Origin of the sequence: Janthinobacterium sp. YR213 (assembly GCF_900099875.1) — a bacterium.
Lineage (GTDB): Bacteria > Pseudomonadota > Gammaproteobacteria > Burkholderiales > Burkholderiaceae_D > Janthinobacterium > Janthinobacterium lividum.
On record NZ_FNDA01000002.1, the window covers coordinates 313,649 to 334,367 of the forward strand.

A 20,719-nucleotide genomic window follows, 5' to 3' on the forward strand; every position below is an offset into this window, starting at 1 on the left:
TTTTCTGAAAGGATGACTATGCCTTTAGGTAACAACTTCTTGCGGCATAATCAGCAAGCCTGGGATGCCCAGGCTGCACAGAACAGCCCATGGTCGCAGCCCGTCGACAGCGCCACCATCGCGGCGGCACGCGCCGGGCAGTGGCAAATCCACCTGACGCCCGGACCTCTGCCGGCCGGCTGGCTGGACGCCGTGCAAGGCAAGCGCATCCTGTGCCTGGCCGGCGCCGGCGGGCAACAGGCGCCCGTGCTGGCGGCTGCCGGCGCGCAGGTGACCGTCTTCGACCTGTCTGAGCAGCAACTGGCGAAAGACCGCATGGTGGCCGAACGCGACGGCTTGCAGCTGGCCACCGTGCAGGGCGACATGCGCGACCTGGCCTGCTTTGCCGATGCCAGTTTCGATGTCATCGTCCATCCCGTCTCGAATCAGTACGTGCCCGATATTGCCCCCGTGTGGCGCGAATGCGCGCGCGTGCTGGCCGACGGCGGCGTGCTCTTGAGCAGCTTTTTCAACCCGGCCGTGTTCATCGGCGACCGCGACCCGCAATGGGCAAAACAGGGCTTGATACGGCCCCGTTTCGTGCTGCCGTATTCGGATGTGGAGGATATGCCGCCGGACGCGCTGGCGGCGCGCATGGAGAGGGGCGAGGCACTGATCTTCGGCCATGGCCTGGATAGCCAGATCGGCGGCCAACTGGCGGCGGGCTTCGTGCTGGCGGGATACCACGAGGAAATGCATCCCCACCCGCGCTTTGAAATTGAAAAGTATCTGCCCAGCTTTATCGCCACGCGCGCCGTCAGGCAGGCGCGCACGGCATAGCTTTTAGTTGTAGGGCTGCAAGTCCAGCCAGACGGCGTACGACAAACGCTTGCCATTCCACAGGCCGCCGCCGCGGATGACGGCGTCGCACGAGGTCAGCTGGCCCACCAGGTCCATGCGGCCCAAGTTGCGGCGCAGGCGCAGCGCGTCGTTGTGCGACAGGTAGCCGACCAGCTGGCCATCGATGAAGACGGCGATGGCCTTGTCCTGGAACGGATTGGCATCGTCGCAGACGAGCAGGGCCAGGCATTTTTCTTCCGCATTGCCGGGACCATGCTCGCCGGCCAGTTTGGCGATGGCGGGCTGGTACATCGATTCGTTTTCCACTTCCGACGCAAAGCGCCCCTCATCGGTCCAGTGATGCGCGGGTACGCCGGCAGGAATCGCCGGCACGTACTGGCGCACCGACATGAGCGGCTTGTGCAGCGGTTTGGCGGGCGTGCGGCCACTGAAGACGTAGTACAGCAGGGCGATGACGATCACGATGGCAAGCAGGTAAAGCATGGTATCTCTCTGATTTCTGAAGGGGGAGCCGGGAGCGCGGGCGCATTGCGCGGCGTTGCCGCTACTATAGCAAGTTCGCCGCCTGGTTCCGGGTAAATCTGGCCATCAGATGGCGGCGCCGGCGCAGCGCTAGCGGGTCGATCAGCACGATGGGCGAGGCGCCCGTCAGTCCCGAATAATACTGGCCGTGCCGGCGCAGGACGAAGGCATAGTCGCGCAGCGCGTGGCCGTGCGCCAGCATGCGCGCGTCGCAATCGACTTCGATGGCAAAGCGCAGCCGGTGCAGCTGCCACCACAGGGGCAGGTTCCACGGCATGAGCACGATCAAGGTGTATGTCATGGCCAGCAGCAGCGGGTCGCGCGCGGCCAGCCGGCATTGTGCGTGCGCCAGCAGCAGCGCCTGCTGTGGCGGCGGAATCAGTTGCAGCCAGACGGGCATCACGATGCGGGGCCGCAGCAGCCCCGCCACGCAGGGACCGATGCCGCCGCTCAGGAAGACGGGCGTGCCCAGCAAGGTGGCTTTTTGCCAGCGTCGCTGGTGCGACAGCAGCCAGACGCTGCGCAGCGCCAACAGCAGCAGCATGCCGCTCGATAGCATGAACCAGCCCAGTTTCAGCTGCGCCTGTTCCGCCGGCATGGCCGCCAGCACGCCGGGCAGCCACGCCAGGGGCAGGAGGACGGACGCGGCGATGGCCGCCAGCCACAGCCAGCGCGTCGTGCGGCCGCGCCGCTGCAGCGTGCGCTCGGCCTGCCAGGCGGCAGCGCTCAACAGCAGCGCGAATGCCATGCTGCATACGAGCCAGGCCGGCATCGGGCGCCTAGCGCTTCAGCGCCATGCCGACGGAGGCGGGCGCCGTGTGCTTGAAACCGAATTGCGCGTACAGGTCTTGCGCCTGGCCGTCGGCGATCAGGCTGACATACGCGCTTTCCGGCACGTCGCTATCGATGAACTGGCGGATTTCGCGCATGATCAGCTTGCCCAAGCCCTTGCCCTGGTGGGCCGGCAGCACGGCGATATCGACCACCTGGAAGAAGCAGCCGCCATCGCCGATGATGCGGCCCATGCCCACCACCTCGTCGCCATGCAGCACTTGCACGGCAAACAGGGAATTCGGCAAGCCCCTGGCGGCCGCCTCCGTGGTTTTCGCGCTCAGGCCGGCGGCGACGCGCAGGTGCTGGTAGGTGGCGCTGGCGGGAATGGCCAGGCGGATGGTGTAGGGCGATGCTGCGGTCAAGGCGGTCTCCTGTAGAAATAGTTTGGAGCGGTAATTATAGGCGGCGATGGATTTTCGTGACGGCAGGCTTTTTTCGCCGCGCGCTATGTTGCCCATGCCGCTTTTGCGCTATGGTGGCGGCATCCCTTGAATTGTTGAAAGCACGCCATGTCCGCAGGATTTACCGCCACCGAGTTGTCCGTCATCAATGAAGACGACGCCCTGATCACCACCCTGGCCGCGCCAGCCGGCAAAGGCGAGCCCGTCTACCTGATGCTGCAGCGCGCCGACGAGTACGACGAGCAGGACGTGGCCATGGGCATGGACGAGCCGTATATCGAATACTGCGGCCAGGAATTTGCCTGGTATGGCCACATGCACGCCGTGATCCTGCATCCGAACCGCCTGTCCGTGCAGATGGATGCCGAGGCCGCCATGCAGATGGATGACGATGGCCAGATCGACGTGCGTTTCAACTTGACGCCCGAGCGCTATGCCCAGCTCCAGCAGGCGCTGCGCACCACGTTCGAGGGCTGCGACTACTATCGCGAAGAACGTTGATCTGCGCGGAAGGCACTGGCCATGGTGCCGCGTATGCTGGATAGAGGATATGGACTGGGGAGTGGACGATGACGGTGCTGATACTCGGTTTGTTGCTGTTCCTGGGCTTGCATTCGGTGCGCATCGTCGCCGACGACTGGCGCAGCGCCCAGCTGGCGCGCCTCGGCGAAAAGCGCTGGAAGGGCCTGTATTCGCTCGTGGCGTTTGCCGGGCTGGGCCTGATCATCTGGGGCTATGGCCTGGCGCGCCAGCAGCCGCAGGTGCTGTGGACGCCGTCCATGGGCTTGCGCCACATCAGTGCCCTGCTGATGCTGTTCTCGCTGATTTTACTGGCGGCGGCCAATGTGCCGCGCAACCATATCAAGACCTGGGTGCACCATCCCATGCTGCTGGGCACGCAACTGTGGGCCGTCGCGCATCTGCTGGCCAACGGCAACGTGGCCGACGTGCTGCTGTTCGGCGGCTTTCTCGTCTGGTCATCCGTTGATCTGTATGCCGCCGTGCAGCGCGACCGCGCGGCCGGGGTAGCCTATCAGGGCGGCACCCTGGCAGGCACCTTGATCGCCACCGGCGCGGGTTGCGTGTTGTGGCTGCTGCTGGCCTTCTGGTTGCATGGCGTGCTGTTTGGCGTGCGGCCGTTAGGCTATTGATGGAGCAAGCGATGGAGATCGCCCTGCGCGGCCAGCTGGTCGAGCTGCTGCCGCTGCAGCCGGAACACGGGCCACAGCTGCTGCAGGCGGCCGCCGATGGCGAACTGTGGAACATGACGGTGACCGTGGTGCCCGGCCCCGCCACCATGGCCGCCTACATCGCCACGGCCCTGGAAGGCCGGCGCGCCGGCACGGTCATGCCCTTCGTCATCGTGCAAAAGTCCACGGGGGCCATCGTCGGCAGCACGCGCTTCTGGAAGATCGACCGTATCAACCGCAAGATGGAAATCGGCCACACCTGGCTGGCCGCCTCCGTGCAGCGCTCGGGCGTGAACACGGAAGCAAAATTGCTGCTGCTGACGCATGCCTTCGAAGCCATGCAGGCCGTGCGCGTGCAATTCACGACCGACGAACTGAACGCCAAATCGCGCGCCGCCATTGTGCGCCTGGGCGCGGTACAGGAAGGCATCGTGCGCCACGAGCGCATCATGCCGGACGGGCGCAAGCGCAATTCCGTGCGTTTCAGCATGATCGATACGGAGTGGGATGGAGTGAAGGCGGGGCTGGAGCGCAGGCTGGGGCGCTGACATAAAAAAACCCGCAGCATCTGGCGATGGGCGGGTTTGATCAGGTACGACCAAGGTGGGAGCCGGAATTGAATTACCTATTAAAGTGGTGCCAAAGACAACGAACTCCATCATAAGCCCATTAAAATGTGAATTATTCTTTGGTTTGATTCCAGCATTTCAAAAAATGAACTGCCATAATATGTTAATTTAATAATTTTTTGACTTTTCTGGAATGTTGATAATGATGAAGTTGTGGCCGCCAGGTCGTTGATGGGGCGGAGGCCGAATTTCGCCGAGGACAAGAGGTATCTTGGGCAGAATTATGTCTGTGGAAATTTTAGTCGAAATCGTCATCAATAGTCATCTTGATCGTTGTCATAGTCATAGAATTCCTTGAGATCGTTGTCTAAAGTATCGAGCTGAACGTGCCCTTCTATTAAACCTGTCAAGTAGCGTCTTTCTAGTTTGTCACGAGTTGATATTATTGCCAAAAGATTATCCTTGCATTTTGTGACGTTCTGCTGTTTTTCCATAACATCTGTAATGATGTAGGTAATGCTATCTGTCATTCGAGCAAATAGTACAAGTATTGATTTCCACCAAGGAGACGTTAGTAAAGGACCTACGTCGATTCCCCTATTTTGACATAATTCTGTTGCGCATAGGTATTCTTGATATCGCAAATGTCCAAATCCAAACTCGCCATCATCCGTCATCGGTACCAATATATTGCACGGATCGATTAACTCTCGAAACGCGGTTCGTAGTTGTTGTTCTTCGACTCCTTCAAATCTTTTCCCTAGAAGCTCCACCGTAGCTGATTCAAGAAAGTCAGGAGATGCCGATCGCATATTTTTTGAATGCAGCAGAAAAGCTAATCGTCTCGCGGCGGTCTCAAGTAACGAATGGTGGGAAACAATTCTTTTTGTTTTTTTGTGAATATCATAATGGCCTAACAGAAGTTTTATGCGTTCAGAATACATGCTCAATTCGCCTGCAGGTAACGGAACACGATTTTCCGCCAAAACACATAGAATTGTTGCTAGCAATGGACTGCGTACAATCTCCGCTAGAGAAGGTGTCTGAGATAGATGTGTCGTAACATTTCTTGCAATTATCTTGTCGTTGGAAAACCAACCATTCACGAAATTTAATACTTGGTTATCTGTAAATGGGAGTAATGTTAGACCTAAGTATTTTATATTTTCTAAGTAAGAACCGCTTGACCTGGCGGAAAGTATTATTTGACTATTTTTGTAAGTATTTTCTATTTCTTCAATTGCATTAATAATCCATGGTGCACTTTTAATTACTTCGTCTACGCCATCAAAAATAAAGGTTACTCGTCGTTTTGTTTTAATGAAATCTATAATCTCTGCGTGGTTTTCAGTTTTTTCATTTTTTAAAAATGATGCCAATCCATTTTCGAGCTTTTTAATTGGTGTGATATCCTCGCTGTCGCCAAAATTAATCACCTTTGCAAGTATTCTTGTGAGCGGAAGAAATAATGTGAGTTCATCTTCAGAGTCGGAAGTTGAGGCCATTGACGCGTATTTATGTAAAGTAGTTGATTTTCCAGCGCCTGCTTCACCATAAATTGCGCAGTGCAACCCGGTATTGAAGACCTCTCTAATTGGCATGCTAATTCGCTTGGCCGGGTTTCCAACTGAGAATTTCTTCGTGGAATCTGCGCCGACGGCATCAAGAAATATTTTCTCATTAAGCACTCGTCCCACAGTGCCAAATAGGTCTTGGCACTTTACAAAGAAATCTTTAATCTCAACTTTTTCGCGTTTTTTATTTCCTAGCTTTTCTATTTCATCTGAAACCCATTTTTTTCTATTTGTGAGTTCGTTAGCTAGTTTTTCCCCGTTAAGAAAAAATTCATACAATGGTTCATTTGTTTTTCTTTTAAAGTTGCTGTCTAAGCGAATGTATAGGACTTCAGCGATGTTTAAATCAACATATAAAACAGAAACTCTTTTATCGGCATCTCGTCCTATTGCTTTTAGTTCGGCCGAAATGCTGTTAATATTTATTCTTGCAACCGATATCAAAGATTTTATTTTTTCGAGGATGTTGTTTGAGATGTACGAGTATCCCTTCCATTCTTCAAAGGAAAATATAGTTTTGGAGGTTGTGTCTCTGAGGGAAAATAATCGTGCAATTTCATCCTCCGTTAATTTCCCTCTCGTTCCAGATTTCATATTTTTTCTGGCAAGGTCACTGTCAATTGACAGAACCTCAGTAATCAATTGCTGAGATTCATCAAGAATCCTAGAAAGAAGAACTTCCAGTTCGAAGGAGTTATTAGAGATATCGCGAATAATATCTTGATTTTCCTGAGATCTCCATTTATCTAATATGCCTAAATAGTTTTCTATTACTAAGTTTCTTGATGGGAGAAAAATATCAATACCAAGTAAATGTTCTATCTCAACTGCTAGTGACTCTAAATTATTCCACTTTGAAGGATGTATGGAATGTTTTGAGTTCATGGCACAAAATTCCATAGAGAGAAAAAGTTTTGTGGTAACTCTCCCGACGCCGAAATCTAAATCGCAATAGAAATCATTGGTATTTTTCTCGCCAGAATAGTTTAGAGCACTCAGTAAGTCTGAGTTTGAAATATTAGACAGTAATTTATTCTTAATAACAAACGACTCGCCACAAATTAGATCCGCCAAATCTGGCAATTTTTCAATTAATTGGGAAGCTATGATGCGACCATCTAATACACGTACGTTTCGAGTTGTAAGGGTTGAGTATGTCTCAAACCGGCTCTCTAAAGCCCTGGTATCGATATCGAATGGGGTAATAAAATAGACAAAATTAGGATACTGGGAATGGCCTGATAGTGAAGGGACTTTCTTCTCAGAAGCTTGTTGAATTTGAGTAACAATCCCGGCAAAGCTATTGGAATCCCCGGCAGCGGCGGACGCAGTTGTTTTCTTCACTTGAATCACAGTGAGTTCAACGGATCCAAATCCATTTTCCTTCCAACAAATTAGGTCTTTTCCTCCTTCTAAAGGACCACCGTTATAATCAACTCGGTGGCCCATTTCCTTAAAGATTGGAATAAGAATTTCTTTTGTAAACTCTACCTCACTCATTTCTTGCATTTTTAGCAATAATGCATCTTGCTTGGTAATCGATGTGAAAGATTCTATTTTTTTCATTTGCAAATGCTCCTAAATGAAACCACTTTACATCAAATCCTTTGTCTTTTGAGTAATTTATTAGTGACCTCCAACGTGTCAATGGCTCGGAGCCGCTCGTCTATTATGCAATAAAATAGTTGGAGTGTTGCTGTAAAGATAACTATCATGTCATTTTTATCGGTAGCGCCGATAGTGCGTGGCGTGATTGGATGCGCATGGATCTGAGATGCTCAGATAGGTTTTTCAATATCCCTGCAAAATAAAATAGTCGTGCTGTTCACCATAAGGCATGCGCGGATTAACCTGAACACATAGCGGATGTGCTCGCCTCAGCTTTCTAATTTCGCTTTCCCAGCCTTTCTCTTCCACGCCTTCGTGCCAGCACGCAGTTCTGCGACCTCTTCAACGTGGACTTTTCGTTGCTCTTCCATCTGATCGATTTCGTACCACTACCAAGAAGCTGCCGCTAGCCCTTCTAGCCACAGAGCCAGCAGTGCAGGCTGCAATAGTTACCAGGCAGTGCCAGGAGAGCCACACTAGGGCTTGATCCAGATTTCCTTTCGCCGTCGCCATTTTTCTCGTGACGATCATTAGCGGAGGTAGCGCAGGCCCTATCGCCACTTTAAACGCGTGCTCAGACATCTGCACGCTCGGCGACTTTACCTTGCAGCATTAAAAGTTTGGATATGCAGTTTATTGGACTGTCGCCATTTTCTTGTTGTAGAAGAAAAATTTCATTCAGATTAAGGTTTTTTCTTGCCTCACTACAGGGAAATTACCTTGCGTTGTACGGGCATTGGTGAGTTTTTGATGAGCGAGAAATTCGAGGAAGACTTCCGGCGAATAGTGCGTGTAGCGAAGTTGAGCTCAATAGTCAGGTGAGGAGATTTTGTACTTCCACCACTGTATGGCGCTGCCATCGGCTTTAATCGGAAGTGATCGGATCAATCAGGCAAGAAAAAAGCCACTAAATCCTTGATTTTATTGGATTTAATGGCTTTATCGGTACTTCTTCGATTTGTCTGGTGGTGCCGGGAGCCGGAATCGAACCGGCACGCTGTTTCCAGCGCGGGATTTTGAGTCCCGTGCGTCTACCTATTCCGCCATCCCGGCAACGCGAGACGCATTATCACTGATTTATCGCGATACGGCAAGTTTTTCGCTTGGCATACGGTTTAGCCCATTAATCGGATGCTGGCTTTGCATGAAAAACGCCGTCCGGGGGCGCGGGCCCGGGACGGCGTTGTCGGACAGCGGCTGGGCCGGTATCAGTTATGCACGGAGTTCAGCTGGCGCGCGATGATGTCGTGGTTCAGCCAGACGACGGGCGCTTGCGGTTCCGACATGGCGTGGAACATCAGCGGGCCCGTGCCTTCCAGGACCAGCGAGCTCAGGTGGTCGGTGATCAGTTCCTTGCGGTCCTTGTGGAGCTTGGTGATGTCGTCCGAGGTGCCGATCATGACGTCGGCCAGCTCTGGCGTGTTGTCCATCGGCCAGGCGGCGAAGTTGCGGAACTGCACGCTGGTGGCGTCGCCATTGTAGGCGGCGATACGGTCGAGCAAATCTTGCAGCGAGACGCCGTCTTCCAGCAAGCCCTGGCAGATTTTCCACTGCTCTTCGGCCCAGGCTGCGCCGCCTTCTTTTTTCAGCGCGTCGAGCAGGGGGAACAGGGACAGTTCCACGCCGACGAAAATGTCGGACGAGTTCGTGCGGATTTCCGGGCAGTTGAAGACGGTGGCCTTGATGCCTTTGTCCCACGCGGCCTTGGCCACGTTTTCCAGGCGCATCTTGGCCAGGCCCTGGGTGTAGTTGCTGTAGGTTTGCCACTGGTACTTGCCGTCGATCAAGATCTCCGTGCCGTGGTAGCCGTAGGCGCTGTAGCGCACCTGGCCGCCCGTTTGCTCGATGCGGGCGCGGATGGCGGCGCTGCCGTCGATCAGGTGCTGCAGGGTGTTGGCCGTGACTTCGTCGAAGTTCATCAGGATCAATTTACCCAGGTCGCTGTCGAGCAGGGCACGCGAGGACATGAAGCGCTCGCCGCGGCCTTTATAGATGCGGTTGGCAATCGCCAGGAAGACTTTGACTTTCGGAATACCGCCAGCCATGGTGTGGGCGAAATACACATTGCTGCCGTCAGGAATCAGGCTGTCCAGCTCGGCCATGGCTTTTGCCACGGAAGCGCTGAAGCGGGCGATGCCGGCTTCGCGGCAGCGTTCGATCTGCGCCCAGTCCAGCTTGTCTTCTTGCCAGCTTTTCAGGGTCATGTCGGCCAGCAGGGCTGTCGGGGTCGGCTCGCCCGCTGGCGCGTCGAGGTCGAAACCGGCCATCAGCGGCACATTGATGATGCGGCCGCCCAGATTGGCTTCGGCTTCCGCCAGCTCTTCCGCGTTCAACGGACGCAGCGCCATGTTTTCATCGCGGCGGCCGACCGTCATGCCGACGATATTCATGCCCGCCTTGCGCGCTTCGTCCAGCAAGCCATTTACATAGCCGCGGCCGAACAGCTCGCCGAACAGCACAAAGGTGTCGCCCTTGCGGAAGATATTTTTTTGCGGGATGTCTCTTAAGGACGTGATCTCGGTCATGGTATCAATTCATTCAAAAATTAGCCGGCGGACGATGGGCAGTCCGGCGTACTGGTTCAACATAGTGATAAATTATGCGCCCTTTCAGTGGCGACAATCTTCTTGCGAACGATTCTCGTCTGGAGCGGCATCTTCTTCTTGGGTACAGCTCTTATTCTTTCGCCATGGCGTATTTTACGCTGCCGCGGCGCACAGCGCCTGCAAACAGGGGCAGATAAGCCCGGCAGGCGCCGATATTACCTCAGCTTGGTCATGCCGGTCAGTAAAATTGATTTAAAACAAATCCTGCTGGCCCGATACAAGGCGCGAAAAATCGTCGCCCAGGAACGGCAGGATCGCGTCGGCTACCGGCTGCAGCTGGCGCGTCAGGTAATGGTGGTAGTCGATGGGCGAGCGCTGCGTTTCCAGCGGTTCCGGGCCGGCCACCGTGATGACATAGCTGATCCAGCCGCCGTTCTGGTATTGCAGCGGCCGGCCCTGCGCCAGGTTATAGGCGTCGGCCGTGCGTGCCGCGCGCACATGGGGCGGCACGTTGCGCTGGTAGTCGTCGAGCGGGCGGCGCAGGCGCTTGCGGTAGACCAATAGAGCGTCGAATTCGCCGCGCACGGTGCGCGCCACGTAGTCGCGCACATAGTCCTGATAGGCGGCGCGCTGGAAGATGCGCAGGTACAGGGCTTGCTGGAATTGCTGCGCCAGCGGCGTCCAGTCGCTGCGCACGGTTTCCAGGCCCTTGTAGACCATCTGTTCGCTGCCGTCGGGCTTGCCCACCAAGCCCGCATAGCGCTTCTTGCTGCCTTCTTCCGAGCCGCGGATGGTGGGCATCAGGAAGCGCCGGTAATGCGTCTCGAATTCCAGTTCCAGCGCATTCTCCAGGCCGAACTCGTCGCGCAAGTGGGCATCCCACCACGCATTCACGTGCGCCACCAGGGCGCGGCCGATCTTGCCCGCTTCTTCATCCGTATGCGCCGTTTTCAGCCACACGAAGGTGGAATCCGTGTCGCCATAGATGACCTGATAACCCTGTTCCGTGATCAGCTCGCGCGTGCGGTGCATGATGTCGTGGCCGCGCAAGGTGATCGAGGAGGCCAGGCGCGGGTCGAAAAAGCGGCAGCCGCTCGAGCCCAATACGCCATAGAACGCGTTCATGATGATCTTTAACGCTTGCGATAATGGCGCGTTGCGCTCGCGCTTGGCCGTCTCGCGGCCCTGCCACACCTGTTGCACGATGGCGGGCAGGCAATGTTTGACCCTTGAAAACTGCGCGCCACGGTAGCCGGGCACGGTATCGGCCTCGTCGCCGCTGGTGCCCACCACCAGGCCCACGGGGTCGATCAGGAAAGTGCGGATGATGGATGGGTACAGGCTTTTATAGTCGAGCACCAGCACGGAGTCGTACAGGCCCGATTGGGAATCCATGACGAAGCCGCCCGGACTGTTGTCGCCGGACACGTCGCCCAGGTTGGGCGCCACGTAACCTTGCCGGTGCATCAGCGGCAAGTACAGGTGTTCGAACGCGGCCACGGAGCCGCCGCTGCGGTCGGCCGCCAGGCCCGTCACGCTGGCCCGTTCCAGCAGGAAGGTCAGCAGCTCGGTCTTGGCGAAGATGCGCGTGACCAGCTCGCAATCCTTGAGGTTGTAGCGGGCCAGCGCCGGTTTATCTTCGCGGAAACGCCGGTCGATCTCGGCCATGCGCTGGTAGGGATTGTCGATGGACTTGCCTTCGCCCAAGAGCGTCTGCGCCACGTTTTCCAGGCTGAACGAGGAAAAATTCCACGTCGCCGACTTCAGGGCTTCGATGCCGTCGATGATCAAACGGCCCGCGGCGGCCGCAAAATAGTGCTCTTGCTTGCCGCCATGTTCGCGCCATTCCATCACGGCGCCGCCGCGTCCCAGCCTCAACGGGACTTGATAACGCTCGGCATGTTGCTTGAGCACGCGCAAATCGAACTGCACCAAGTTCCAGCCGATGATGGCGTCCGGATCGTGGCGCTCCATCCACGTGTTCAGGCGCTCGAGTATCTGTGCGCGGCTGTCGCAGTATTCGAGGTCGAAGTCCACGGCGTCATCGCCGCCGTTTGGCGGCCCCAGCATGTAGACCTGGCGCTGGCCGCAGCCTTCCAGGGCCAGCGAATACAGCTCGCCATGGGCCGTCGTCTCGATATCGAGCGACACCAGTTTTAATGCGGGGCGGTAGCCGGGCGCCGGTTTCAGCTGCACTTCCTGCAGTGTTTCTCCGCTGAACGTCACCGGCGCCGTGATGAAGCGTTCCATCAGATAGCGCTCGGGCGGGCGGATATCGGCTTCGTACACGTCGATGCCGTGCGCGCGCAGCTGCTTTTCCAGCTTCAGCAAATGCCGGTATTGCTTACAGTACAGCCCCAGCACGGGACGGTGATGAAAATCGCACAGCGACAGGGGACGCAGCTCCGCATGGCGCTCGCCGCGCAACAGCTGTTGCGCCTGTTCCTGCTGCTCCATGGGAAGGAAGGCGACGGCCGTCTGCACGGGCAGGCGCACGTGGCGGGGCCCGGCATCTGTTGCCAGCCAGAAATCGACTTCCGTGCCGGCGCTGGTATCGCGCCAGTGGCGGGTCAGGATGAAGCCCTGTTCGGGCGGGTGCTGCGCGTTGCCTGTCATGGTGCCGTGAGTGTCGGATGTGCTGGCCTGCACATTACAGCAAGCTGACGCAGGGCGGGGGCGGTTGCGGCTATAATTTTCTGCATCGAAGACGATAACAAGAGCGCGCCGCGCCACACACCCTGGAGACAGCATGCAAGCAATGAGTTATGTACATGGCGCCCACGAGACGCCGTTGATCGGCGAAACGATAGGCGCCTACCTGGACGGCATCGCCGCCCGCCATGGCCAGCAGGATGCCCTGATCGTGGCGCACCAAAACGTGCGCTGGACGTATCTGGAATTCCAGCAGCGCGTGCATCGCCTGGCCGCCGGCTTGCTGAAGCTGGGCTTGCAGCCGGGCGACCGGGTCGGCATCTGGTCGCAGAATTGCGCCGAATGGGTGCTGACCCAGTTTGCCACGGCGAAAGCCGGCTTGATCATGGTCAACATCAACCCCGCCTACCGGCGTTCGGAACTCGAATACGTGCTCGACAAGGTGCAATGCAGCGCGCTGATCCTGTCGCCCAGCTTCAAGTCCAGCGACTACCTGGCCATCGTGCAAGACGTGGTGCCGGAAATTGCCCGTTCGCGCGCCGGCGCCCTGCAGTCGCCGCGCCTGCCGCAATTGCGCCACGTGATCCGCCTGGGCACGGCCGCGACACCCGGAATGCACAACTTCGACGCCCTGATGGAGGGCATTACCGACGCCGACCTGGTGCACCTGGAAGAAGTGAGCGCTACCTTGCAGTTTGACGACGCCGTGAACATTCAGTTCACGTCCGGCACGACGGGCGCGCCGAAGGGCGCCACCTTGACGCACCACAATATCCTCAACAACGGCTTTTTCATCGGCGAAGCCATGCGCCTGACGCAACAGGACCGCTTGTGCATTCCCGTGCCCCTGTACCACTGCTTCGGCATGGTGCTGGGCAACCTGGCTTGCGTCACGCATGGCGCGGCCATGGTGTTTCCCGGCGAAGGGTTCGATCCGAAAGCCGTGCTGGAAACCGTGCAGGCCGAGCGCTGCACGGGGCTGCATGGCGTGCCGACCATGTTCATCGCCATCCTCGACCATCCTGATTTCAAGCAATACGATCTGTCGAATTTGCGCACCGGCATCATGGCCGGTTCGCCGTGCCCGATGGAAGTCATGACGCGGGTCATCGAGCTGATGCACATGGCGGAGATCACGATTGCGTATGGCATGACGGAAACGTCGCCCGTCAGTTTCCAGACGGCCATCGAGGACCCGCGCGAAATGCGCGTGTCGTCCATCGGCAGGGTTCACCCGCACCTGGAAGTGAAAATCATCGATGCGGAAGGGCGCATCGTGCCGCGCGGCGAAAAGGGCGAATTGCTCACGCGCGGCTATTCCGTGATGCAGGGCTACTGGGGCGACCCTGAAAAAACCAGTGAGGCCATCGATGCGGCGCGCTGGATGCACACGGGCGACCTGGCCGTGATCGACGACAACGGCTTTTGCAGCATCGTCGGCCGCTCGAAGGACATGGTCATCCGCGGCGGCGAAAACATCTATCCGCGCGAAGTCGAGGAGTTCCTGTACCGCCACCCGAGCGTGCTCGACGTGCAGTGCGTGGGCGTGCCGGACGCCAAGTATGGCGAAGAGTTGTGCGCCTGCATCATCCTGCGTCCGGGCACGCAGGCCACCAGCGAGGACATCCGCGCCTTTTGTGATGGGCAGATCGCCTATTACAAGATTCCCCGCTACGTGCGCTTCGTCGAGGAATTCCCCATGACGGTGACGGGCAAGATCCAGAAATACCTGTTGCGCAAGCAGGTGGCGACGGATCTGGGGCTGAGCGCGGACTAAGTCTTTCGCCAGCCCATAAAAAAACACCGGGACGCTCGCGCGGCCCGGTGTTTTTTATTGATTCAGCGTAAAGCTCAGGCCATCGCGGCTTGCGGTGCGCGCGCTGGCGTGCGGCGGCGTACAAAGGCGAGCAAGCCCAGGCCGGCCAGCAGCATGGCGTAGGTGCCTGGTTCCGGCACGGCCGACACGCTGACCGTGTTGAAGCCGGAGCCGTTCATCGACACGTGGCCGTAATTGATCGAGCTGACCGAATTGGCGACCAGGGTGCCGTTCATGCTGCCCGAACCGGAAAACGCGCTGTTCGGCGCCAGGATGCTGCCGTTGATGCCGACGTTGTTCAGGCTGGTGGTAGTGGCATTGGCGAAGTTCAGCAGCGTGCGGTCGGCGAAGCTGCCGAAATTGTCGAAGCCGCCGCTCAAGGTGATGTTGGTGGCCGTGCCGTTGATGATGATGCTGGCCGTGCTTTTCAGCGAGGACAGGTCCAGGGTCAGGTTATGCAGGTTCGACGCATCGATGTTGAAAATATTCACGTCGGCGTTGATGTCGCCCACCAGCTTGAAGCCATTGTTTTGCGAAAGCACGGTGCCGTTCGATTGCAGCTTGGCCACGTCGCCCGACAGGGTCGTCAGTTGTTGCTTGGTGCCCGCGAAGTCCAGGGTGGAAGCGTTGCCTTTGCTGATGCTGCCGGTTGGGAACCATTGTGGCGCTGTCAAGGTGGCGTTGGGATTGCTGACGCCATACACGGCGGAACCACCGATGGTGCCCCAGCCCGTGTTCAGGTTGCCGCCAGCAACGATCGCGTTGGCCGCGCTGCCTGGCTTTTTGTTCGTGCCGACGTTGTAGTTGTCCAGATAAATATTGCCGCCGGCGGCGATGCTGCCACCGACGCTGGTGAAGCCGCTGGCGCCGCTGCTGCCGATGTTGCCGAAGATGAAGGCCGAGTAGCCATTGGCGACGCCGAGGTCAATCACGGTTGCCTGGGCCGAAGCGCTGAAAGAGAAGGCGAACAGGGCGGCGCTGATGAGCGGCAAGGTACGGGCAGTAAATAATTTCATGGACAATCTCATAGTGAATTGGGGGACGAATAGGGCGGGAAAGCAAGACACCGCCATCGCGCAGGCCATCATTATAATCTAAAAAACAATTCTAGTTCAATTTAGGTAATTAACTATATTTAAAAGCAACACTTTTCCTGTCGATAGTGATTGTTTTGCGGACATAAAAAAACCGGGCCAGGCCCGGTTTTTTGCTGCTTACCTGACGCGCTGGTACAGGCGGAAACGTTCCACGTCATCCGTGGGACGGCGCCCCTCCCACAGCTTGATCCAGTCCGCGCCATGGTGCTCGGGCAGTTGTTCCTTGCTGTCAGGCACCTTGATGCTGTCTTGCAACAGGAACACATCGCATTGCTGCTGCCCCACGCTGGCAAACGGCAAGTGGCCGAAGTAGGCGAACGAGGCGCGCTGTGCGGCGCCGACGTTGCTGTTGATGCACTTGCTGCCTGGCGGCAGGTGGACGGAAATCTGGTGCGCCACGCTGGCGTAGCTCTTGCTGTAGTTCAACGGCGGCAGGAACAAGGTCATGATCAGCACCCAGATCAGGATCAGGCCACCGGACGACAGGACCACGGCGCGCCACAGCACGGCCGGCTGGCGCGAGATGCGCCAGTGCACCAGCGCCACCCAGCCCGCGCTGGCGCAGGCGGCCACGAAAAAGGCCAGCAAGTCCAGTTCGGGCTTGAAGCCTGGCATGAGTTTCAGGGCATTATGCGACAGTTTCGGCGGCCAGCCCGTCAGGATGGCGAACCAGAACAGCCACAGCGCAAGGGCGCAAATGGTCAGCACCATCACGGAGAACCAGTCGATGGCGTTGATGGCGCCCCGTTTCATGGTCAGCAAGCCGAACGCGGCCATCACGGCCAGCGGCGGCAGCAGCGGCAGCAGCTGGCTCGGGTCTGGATCGGGATGGCACAGGCCCAAGATGGCCAGCATGGCGACAAAGGTCAGCGGCACGACGATGTGCAGCACGTGGTGCTGGCGGCGCCAGGCATACACGGCCCAGGCGGCGAACGGCCATGCTGGCCAGAAGAACCAGATGCCGACACGCAAGAAATACTGCAGGCTTTTCAGGCTCGGGGCGCTGAACTGGCGGCAATTCCATTCCATCCACGCGTGCAGCGGCGAGTGGTCATACGGTTGCAGCCATTCGCCCGGCAGCAGCCAGACGAGGGTCAGCGCGGCGCCGATCAGGATGGCCAGCGCCAGGTGGCGCACGCTGCGCAGCAGCGGCAGGCGCAGGAAGACGGTGCACAGCAGCAGGGCAATGCTCAGCGCTGCCGGCGTGATCCAGCCGCGCGCGAGGGTCAGGCCGCCCATCGCCAGACCCAGCAGGGCCGCATTGCGGACGGATGGGCCTTCCATGTAGCGCACGGCGCGGTACAGCAAATAGGCCATCAGGGACACGTATAGCGCTTCGGCCGTGATGTCGTGGCTGTGCTGCAGCAGCCCCAGGCAGCCCAGGTAGATGAGCACGGCGGCATCGGCCAGGGTGCGGCCGAAATCGTCCGGCTCGGGCTGGCCGCCGAAGGCCAGGCGCAGCGGCTGGGCATCGTTGCGGCGGCCCAGGTTGAAGGCGGTGTACCAGACGGACAGGGTGCTGACGACGAAGATGCCGATGGTCGACATGCGCGCGCCAAAGACGTCGCCGTCGATCCAGCCGAACAGCTTGATGAAGATGGCGCCCAGCCAGAAGGCCAGCGGGCCTTCGTCGGGCAGCGACAGGCCGGCCACGTTGGGCCACAGCCAGTCGTTCAGGCCGCCATGCGCCATGGTCCACATGATGCCGAAACTGGCGGCGTCATCGTTCTTCCACGGTTCGCGGCCGATCAGGCCAGGCAGGATGTACAGCAGGCCGAGCGCAAACAAGGCCCATCGTGGCAGCGCGAGTGTGGCAGCGGCGGGAAGGCGGACTGGCTTCATCGATAGTCGGTATCAGAAAAAAATGGCAAGACGCGACGAATGGCGTCGGGTATGCGCGAGTATAAAGTAAAGCGGCCAAAGACAAAAAAGGCAGCCGTGGCTGCCTTTTTCTTGGTAGCCGAAGCTGCCCTTTTTTGCCGCAGAGCGGCAAAAATTAGCCTGCTGCGACTGCGGTTTTCGAACCAACCGAACCGAACTTCTGACGGAACTTCTCGACGCGACCAGCGGTATCGACGATTTTGTGCTTGCCCGTGAAGAATGGGTGCGATTCAGCCGAAACCTCGATCTTCACCAGTGGGTATTCTTTACCGTCGTGGGTGATTTTTTCGCGGGTTTGGATGGTCGAGCGGGTAACGAATTTGAAATCGCACGACAGATCGTGGAAAACAACTTCGCGGTATTCTGGATGGGTATCGACTTTCATGGTCTTCTCTCTAGTTTGGTAGCCAAACAGCACTTCGTCGGTCGTCCAGCTTCTTGACCCGATTGCCGATCACTTGCCAGGGTTTAAAATAATGCAACCGTCGATTATATAGCGCTTTTCGGCCGCAGGCAATAAAAAAGCCGCTCAAGGAGCGGCTTGCACCTAAGTGAGAGGCGAGATAAAACCGTAGCGAGCAGGCCACAGTTGCGATTGAGTAGCGGAACTGTACTTTAGTACAGTGAGCAACGGAGATCGAAAATGTGGCCGCGCAGTAGGTTTTAGCCGCCTCTACGCATCATGTCGAAGAACTCGGCGTTGTTCTTTGTGGCTTTCATCTTGTCGAGAATGAACTCCATCGCCTCGATCTCGTCCATCGAGTACAGCAACTTGCGCAAAATCCAGATTTTTTGCAGCTCGTTCGGCTTGATCAGCAGTTCTTCGCGGCGGGTACCCGATTTGTTCAGGTTGATTGCCGGGTAGACGCGTTTTTCAGCCAGGCGGCGTTCCAGATGCACTTCCATGTTGCCCGTACCCTTGAATTCTTCAAAGATCACGTCATCCATGCGCGAGCCCGTTTCGATCAGCGCCGTGGCGATGATGGTCAGCGAGCCTCCTTCTTCGATATTGCGCGCGGCGCCGAAGAAGCGTTTTGGACGTTGCAGCGCATTCGCGTCGACACCACCGGTCAGCACCTTGCCCGAGGCAGGGATGACGGTGTTGTAGGCACGCGCCAGACGGGTGATCGAGTCGAGCAGGATGACCACATCTTTTTTCATTTCGACCAGGCGCTTGGCTTTTTCCAGCACCATCTCGGCCACTTGCACGTGGCGCGTGGCTGGCTCGTCGAAGGTCGAGGCGACGACTTCGCCGCGCACCGAACGTTGCATTTCGGTAACTTCTTCCGGACGTTCGTCGATCAGCAGCACGATCAGGGTGATGTCCGGATGATTTGCCGTGATCGCATGGGCGATGTGCTGCAGGATCACGGATTTACCGGATTTCGGCGATGCCACCAGCAAGCCGCGCTGGCCTTTGCCGATCGGGGCGATCAGGTCGATGATGCGGCCGGTGATGTTTTCCTGGCCATTCATTTCACGTTCCAGGCGCAGCGGCTCGTTCGGGTGCAGCGGCGTCAGGTTTTCAAACAGGATGCGGTGTTTCGACATCTCCGGCGATTCGCCGTTGACCTTGTCGACTTTGACCAATGCGAAATAGCGTTCGCCATCTTTCGGGGTCCGTACCTCGCCTTCGATCGAATCACCGGTGTGCAGATTGAAGCGGCGGATTTGCGAAGGGGAGATGTAAATGTCGTCGGTGGACGCCATGTAGCTGGCGTCGGGCGAGCGCAGGAAGCCGAAGCCGTCAGGCAGCACTTCCAGGGCGCCATCGCCAAAAATCTGTTCGCCGGACTTGGCGCGTTTTTTCAGGATAGCGAACATCAGCTCCTGTTTGCGCAAGCGGGCTGCGTTGTCAATGTCAAGACCGATCGCCATCTCAAGCAGGGCGGATACGTGTAGGGCCTTTAGTTCGGATAAATGCATATGTGTTGAGTGTCCCGAGACGGGATGTAAAGGTAGGGGAGGGGACTGCGTGGCGTTGATTAATTATTCGGGAAGGCTGTGCACGAATGAGGCAAAGCCGCTTCCCGGTGGTTCCAGTCAGGCGGCGCTGCGGGCGCAGCGCTGCCCATCATACATTAAATGTTGCTGTCGACGAAAGCGGTCAACTGGCCCTTGGCCATGGCGCCCACTTTTTGAGCAGCTGCAACACCATCCTTGAACAGGATCAGGGTCGGGATGCCGCGGATGCCGAATTTGGCAGGCACTGCCTGGTTGGCGTCCACGTCCATCTTGGCGATCTGGATGCGGCCGGCATATTCCTTGGCCACTTCTTCCAGGATAGGGGCGATGGCCTTGCAGGGACCGCACCATTCTGCCCAGAAGTCGACCAGTACTGGCAACTCGGATTTCAGGACGTCTGCTTCAAAAGATGCATCGCTAATGTGTTTGATATTTTCGCTCATATTTTCCTCAAATGAGGGTGGGATCAATAATGCCTGGAATTAACCATACGCTGGTTCGCCATCCATGCTTCCTGGAATGCAGTTAGAAGATGGGGACAATGGGCACGACTTCAATGTCTTGGAAGGTGCGACCAGAGGTATGCAGGCGGGGATGGCTGAAATAATAACCCATTTTTTCAAAGCGTGGCGATTATTGCAGAAAAACTTGAGGCATATCGCCAGCATATCCTTCCTGTGCGTGGCCGCAGGGCGGCAAAGCCGCATGCCTGCTGGCCTGCAGCGCCGTGCCTGCCCTCCCGGCCGGCCCCTCGATCAGGCTTGTACGTTGGCCAGACGCGCCGTGTGCTGCAATTGCAAGTTCACCATGAGCTGCAATTCCGCGCTTTCCATCGGCTTGCGGAAGGTGCCCAGGATATGCAGGCCATTCGCCATGGCCAGGCGCTCGGCCGCCAGGCGTACGGCCGAATGCAGGCCCGACAGCAGGACCACGCCGCCGCGGAAGCCGTTTTCCGCCGCCATGCGCAAGAATTCGATGCCGTCGATGTCGGGCATGGACAGGTCGCAGAGCAGCAGGTCGGGCTGGTGCTGCTTGAGGGTGGCCAGCGCCTGATCGCTGTGCGACTCGCAGCGGATGTCGAACTGGCCCATCTGTTCGAGCATGTCGCTGAGCACGTCGAGCATGAAAACGTCGTCGTCCAGCAGCAGCACGCGCAATGGCGCCAGGCCTGCTTCGTTGTGTTCCTGGCTTGTTTGGTTTGATACAGTGTTCATCGTCATGTCT

General features: G+C 57.4%; 17 protein-coding genes and 1 tRNA gene. 5 read left to right on the forward strand and 13 right to left on the reverse strand.

All coding sequences use genetic code 11. The annotated features are described in order from the left end of the window. The first annotated feature begins 12 nt into the window (after nt 1–12). Nucleotides 13–819 (forward strand): class I SAM-dependent methyltransferase, encoded by an 807-nt coding sequence (locus BLT98_RS10615; RefSeq protein WP_092607514.1) that lies wholly within the window; start codon nt 13–15, stop codon nt 817–819. A 3-nt stretch (nt 820–822) separates the two neighbouring features. Here the strand turns inward: BLT98_RS10615 and BLT98_RS10620 are convergent, their stop codons facing one another. The 3 genes from BLT98_RS10620 to BLT98_RS10630 form a co-directional block, all read right to left on the reverse strand. Next, nucleotides 823–1,323 carry a hypothetical protein gene (locus BLT98_RS10620; protein ID WP_092607517.1) on the reverse strand — a complete coding sequence of 167 codons (501 nt, stop codon included), beginning with the start codon at nt 1,321–1,323 and terminating at the stop codon, nt 823–825. Between the two features lie 64 nt (nt 1,324–1,387). Then, nucleotides 1,388–2,110, reverse strand: coding sequence for a M56 family metallopeptidase (locus tag BLT98_RS10625; RefSeq protein ID WP_139179211.1), 723 nt, complete (start codon nt 2,108–2,110; stop codon nt 1,388–1,390). Nucleotides 2,111–2,141: 31 nt separating this feature from the next. Further along, the gene (locus BLT98_RS10630) at nt 2,142–2,558 is read right to left on the reverse strand and encodes a GNAT family N-acetyltransferase (protein ID WP_034780821.1); all 417 of its coding nucleotides are present in this window, start codon (nt 2,556–2,558) and stop codon (nt 2,142–2,144) included. Between the two features lie 147 nt (nt 2,559–2,705). Here BLT98_RS10630 and BLT98_RS10635 point away from each other — a divergent pair, with 147 nt between their 5' ends. From BLT98_RS10635 to BLT98_RS10645, 3 genes are all read left to right on the forward strand, one after another. Further along, nucleotides 2,706–3,098: an Imm10 family immunity protein gene (locus tag BLT98_RS10635; protein WP_052140012.1), complete on the forward strand. Its 393-nt coding sequence runs from the start codon at nt 2,706–2,708 to the stop codon at nt 3,096–3,098. A 68-nt stretch (nt 3,099–3,166) separates the two neighbouring features. Beyond that, nucleotides 3,167–3,748 carry an NnrU family protein gene (locus BLT98_RS10640; RefSeq protein WP_092607523.1) on the forward strand — a complete coding sequence of 194 codons (582 nt, stop codon included), beginning with the start codon at nt 3,167–3,169 and terminating at the stop codon, nt 3,746–3,748. 11 nt (nt 3,749–3,759) lie between these two features. Beyond that, entirely contained in the window at nt 3,760–4,335 is a 576-nt protein-coding gene (locus tag BLT98_RS10645; RefSeq protein ID WP_244517460.1) for a GNAT family N-acetyltransferase, read from the forward strand. 335 nt (nt 4,336–4,670) lie between these two features. Here the strand turns inward: BLT98_RS10645 and BLT98_RS10650 are convergent, their stop codons facing one another. From BLT98_RS10650 to BLT98_RS10665, 4 genes are all read right to left on the reverse strand, one after another. Continuing rightward, a complete protein-coding gene (locus BLT98_RS10650) occupies nt 4,671–7,496 on the reverse strand; it encodes an NACHT domain-containing protein (protein ID WP_092607529.1) in 2,826 nt (941 codons plus the stop codon). 1,008 nt (nt 7,497–8,504) lie between these two features. After that, nucleotides 8,505–8,591: transfer RNA gene (locus tag BLT98_RS10655), tRNA-Leu, on the reverse strand. A gap of 155 nt (nt 8,592–8,746) precedes the next feature. Then, a complete protein-coding gene (locus BLT98_RS10660; RefSeq protein WP_034780514.1) occupies nt 8,747–10,063 on the reverse strand; it encodes an enoyl ACP reductase FabMG family protein in 1,317 nt (438 codons plus the stop codon). Nucleotides 10,064–10,336: 273 nt separating this feature from the next. Then, a complete protein-coding gene (locus BLT98_RS10665) occupies nt 10,337–12,700 on the reverse strand; it encodes a DNA polymerase II (RefSeq protein WP_092607532.1) in 2,364 nt (787 codons plus the stop codon). Between the two features lie 133 nt (nt 12,701–12,833). Here BLT98_RS10665 and BLT98_RS10670 point away from each other — a divergent pair, with 133 nt between their 5' ends. Then, nucleotides 12,834–14,513, forward strand: coding sequence for an AMP-binding protein (locus tag BLT98_RS10670; protein WP_092607535.1), 1,680 nt, complete (start codon nt 12,834–12,836; stop codon nt 14,511–14,513). Nucleotides 14,514–14,587: 74 nt separating this feature from the next. Here the strand turns inward: BLT98_RS10670 and BLT98_RS10675 are convergent, their stop codons facing one another. From BLT98_RS10675 to BLT98_RS10700, 6 genes are all read right to left on the reverse strand, one after another. Then, the gene (locus BLT98_RS10675) at nt 14,588–15,568 is read right to left on the reverse strand and encodes a choice-of-anchor A family protein (RefSeq protein WP_070281654.1); all 981 of its coding nucleotides are present in this window, start codon (nt 15,566–15,568) and stop codon (nt 14,588–14,590) included. 198 nt (nt 15,569–15,766) lie between these two features. Beyond that, complete coding sequence (locus BLT98_RS10680) at nt 15,767–17,491, reverse strand: ArnT family glycosyltransferase (RefSeq protein WP_092607538.1); 1,725 nt, start codon at nt 17,489–17,491, stop codon at nt 15,767–15,769. Between the two features lie 154 nt (nt 17,492–17,645). After that, complete coding sequence (locus BLT98_RS10685) at nt 17,646–17,915, reverse strand: type B 50S ribosomal protein L31 (RefSeq protein WP_034746247.1); 270 nt, start codon at nt 17,913–17,915, stop codon at nt 17,646–17,648. A gap of 278 nt (nt 17,916–18,193) precedes the next feature. Then, nucleotides 18,194–19,456: a transcription termination factor Rho gene (gene rho / locus BLT98_RS10690; RefSeq protein WP_034746249.1), complete on the reverse strand. Its 1,263-nt coding sequence runs from the start codon at nt 19,454–19,456 to the stop codon at nt 18,194–18,196. Between the two features lie 155 nt (nt 19,457–19,611). Further along, a complete protein-coding gene (gene trxA, locus BLT98_RS10695) occupies nt 19,612–19,938 on the reverse strand; it encodes a thioredoxin TrxA (RefSeq protein WP_034780502.1) in 327 nt (108 codons plus the stop codon). Nucleotides 19,939–20,250: 312 nt separating this feature from the next. Further along, the gene (locus BLT98_RS10700; RefSeq protein WP_092608625.1) at nt 20,251–20,709 is read right to left on the reverse strand and encodes a response regulator; all 459 of its coding nucleotides are present in this window, start codon (nt 20,707–20,709) and stop codon (nt 20,251–20,253) included. Between the last annotated feature and the right edge of the window lie 10 nt (nt 20,710–20,719).

Coding starts and splice junctions, on each gene's coding strand:
- BLT98_RS10615 (WP_092607514.1), top strand. CDS start 13: ATGACTATGCCTTTAGGTAACAACTTCTTGCGGCATAATCAGCAAGCC.
- BLT98_RS10620 (WP_092607517.1), bottom strand. CDS start 1,323: ATGCTTTACCTGCTTGCCATCGTGATCGTCATCGCCCTGCTGTACTAC.
- BLT98_RS10625 (WP_139179211.1), bottom strand. CDS start 2,110: ATGGCATTCGCGCTGCTGTTGAGCGCTGCCGCCTGGCAGGCCGAGCGC.
- BLT98_RS10635 (WP_052140012.1), top strand. CDS start 2,706: ATGTCCGCAGGATTTACCGCCACCGAGTTGTCCGTCATCAATGAAGAC.
- BLT98_RS10640 (WP_092607523.1), top strand. CDS start 3,167: ATGACGGTGCTGATACTCGGTTTGTTGCTGTTCCTGGGCTTGCATTCG.
- BLT98_RS10645 (WP_244517460.1), top strand. CDS start 3,760: ATGGAGATCGCCCTGCGCGGCCAGCTGGTCGAGCTGCTGCCGCTGCAG.
- BLT98_RS10650 (WP_092607529.1), bottom strand. CDS start 7,496: ATGAAAAAAATAGAATCTTTCACATCGATTACCAAGCAAGATGCATTA.
- BLT98_RS10660 (WP_034780514.1), bottom strand. CDS start 10,063: ATGACCGAGATCACGTCCTTAAGAGACATCCCGCAAAAAAATATCTTC.
- BLT98_RS10665 (WP_092607532.1), bottom strand. CDS start 12,700: ATGACAGGCAACGCGCAGCACCCGCCCGAACAGGGCTTCATCCTGACC.
- BLT98_RS10670 (WP_092607535.1), top strand. CDS start 12,834: ATGCAAGCAATGAGTTATGTACATGGCGCCCACGAGACGCCGTTGATC.
- BLT98_RS10675 (WP_070281654.1), bottom strand. CDS start 15,568: ATGAAATTATTTACTGCCCGTACCTTGCCGCTCATCAGCGCCGCCCTG.
- BLT98_RS10680 (WP_092607538.1), bottom strand. CDS start 17,491: ATGAAGCCAGTCCGCCTTCCCGCCGCTGCCACACTCGCGCTGCCACGA.
- BLT98_RS10685 (WP_034746247.1), bottom strand. CDS start 17,915: ATGAAAGTCGATACCCATCCAGAATACCGCGAAGTTGTTTTCCACGAT.
- rho (WP_034746249.1), bottom strand. CDS start 19,456: ATGCATTTATCCGAACTAAAGGCCCTACACGTATCCGCCCTGCTTGAG.
- trxA (WP_034780502.1), bottom strand. CDS start 19,938: ATGAGCGAAAATATCAAACACATTAGCGATGCATCTTTTGAAGCAGAC.
- BLT98_RS10700 (WP_092608625.1), bottom strand. CDS start 20,709: ATGAACACTGTATCAAACCAAACAAGCCAGGAACACAACGAAGCAGGC.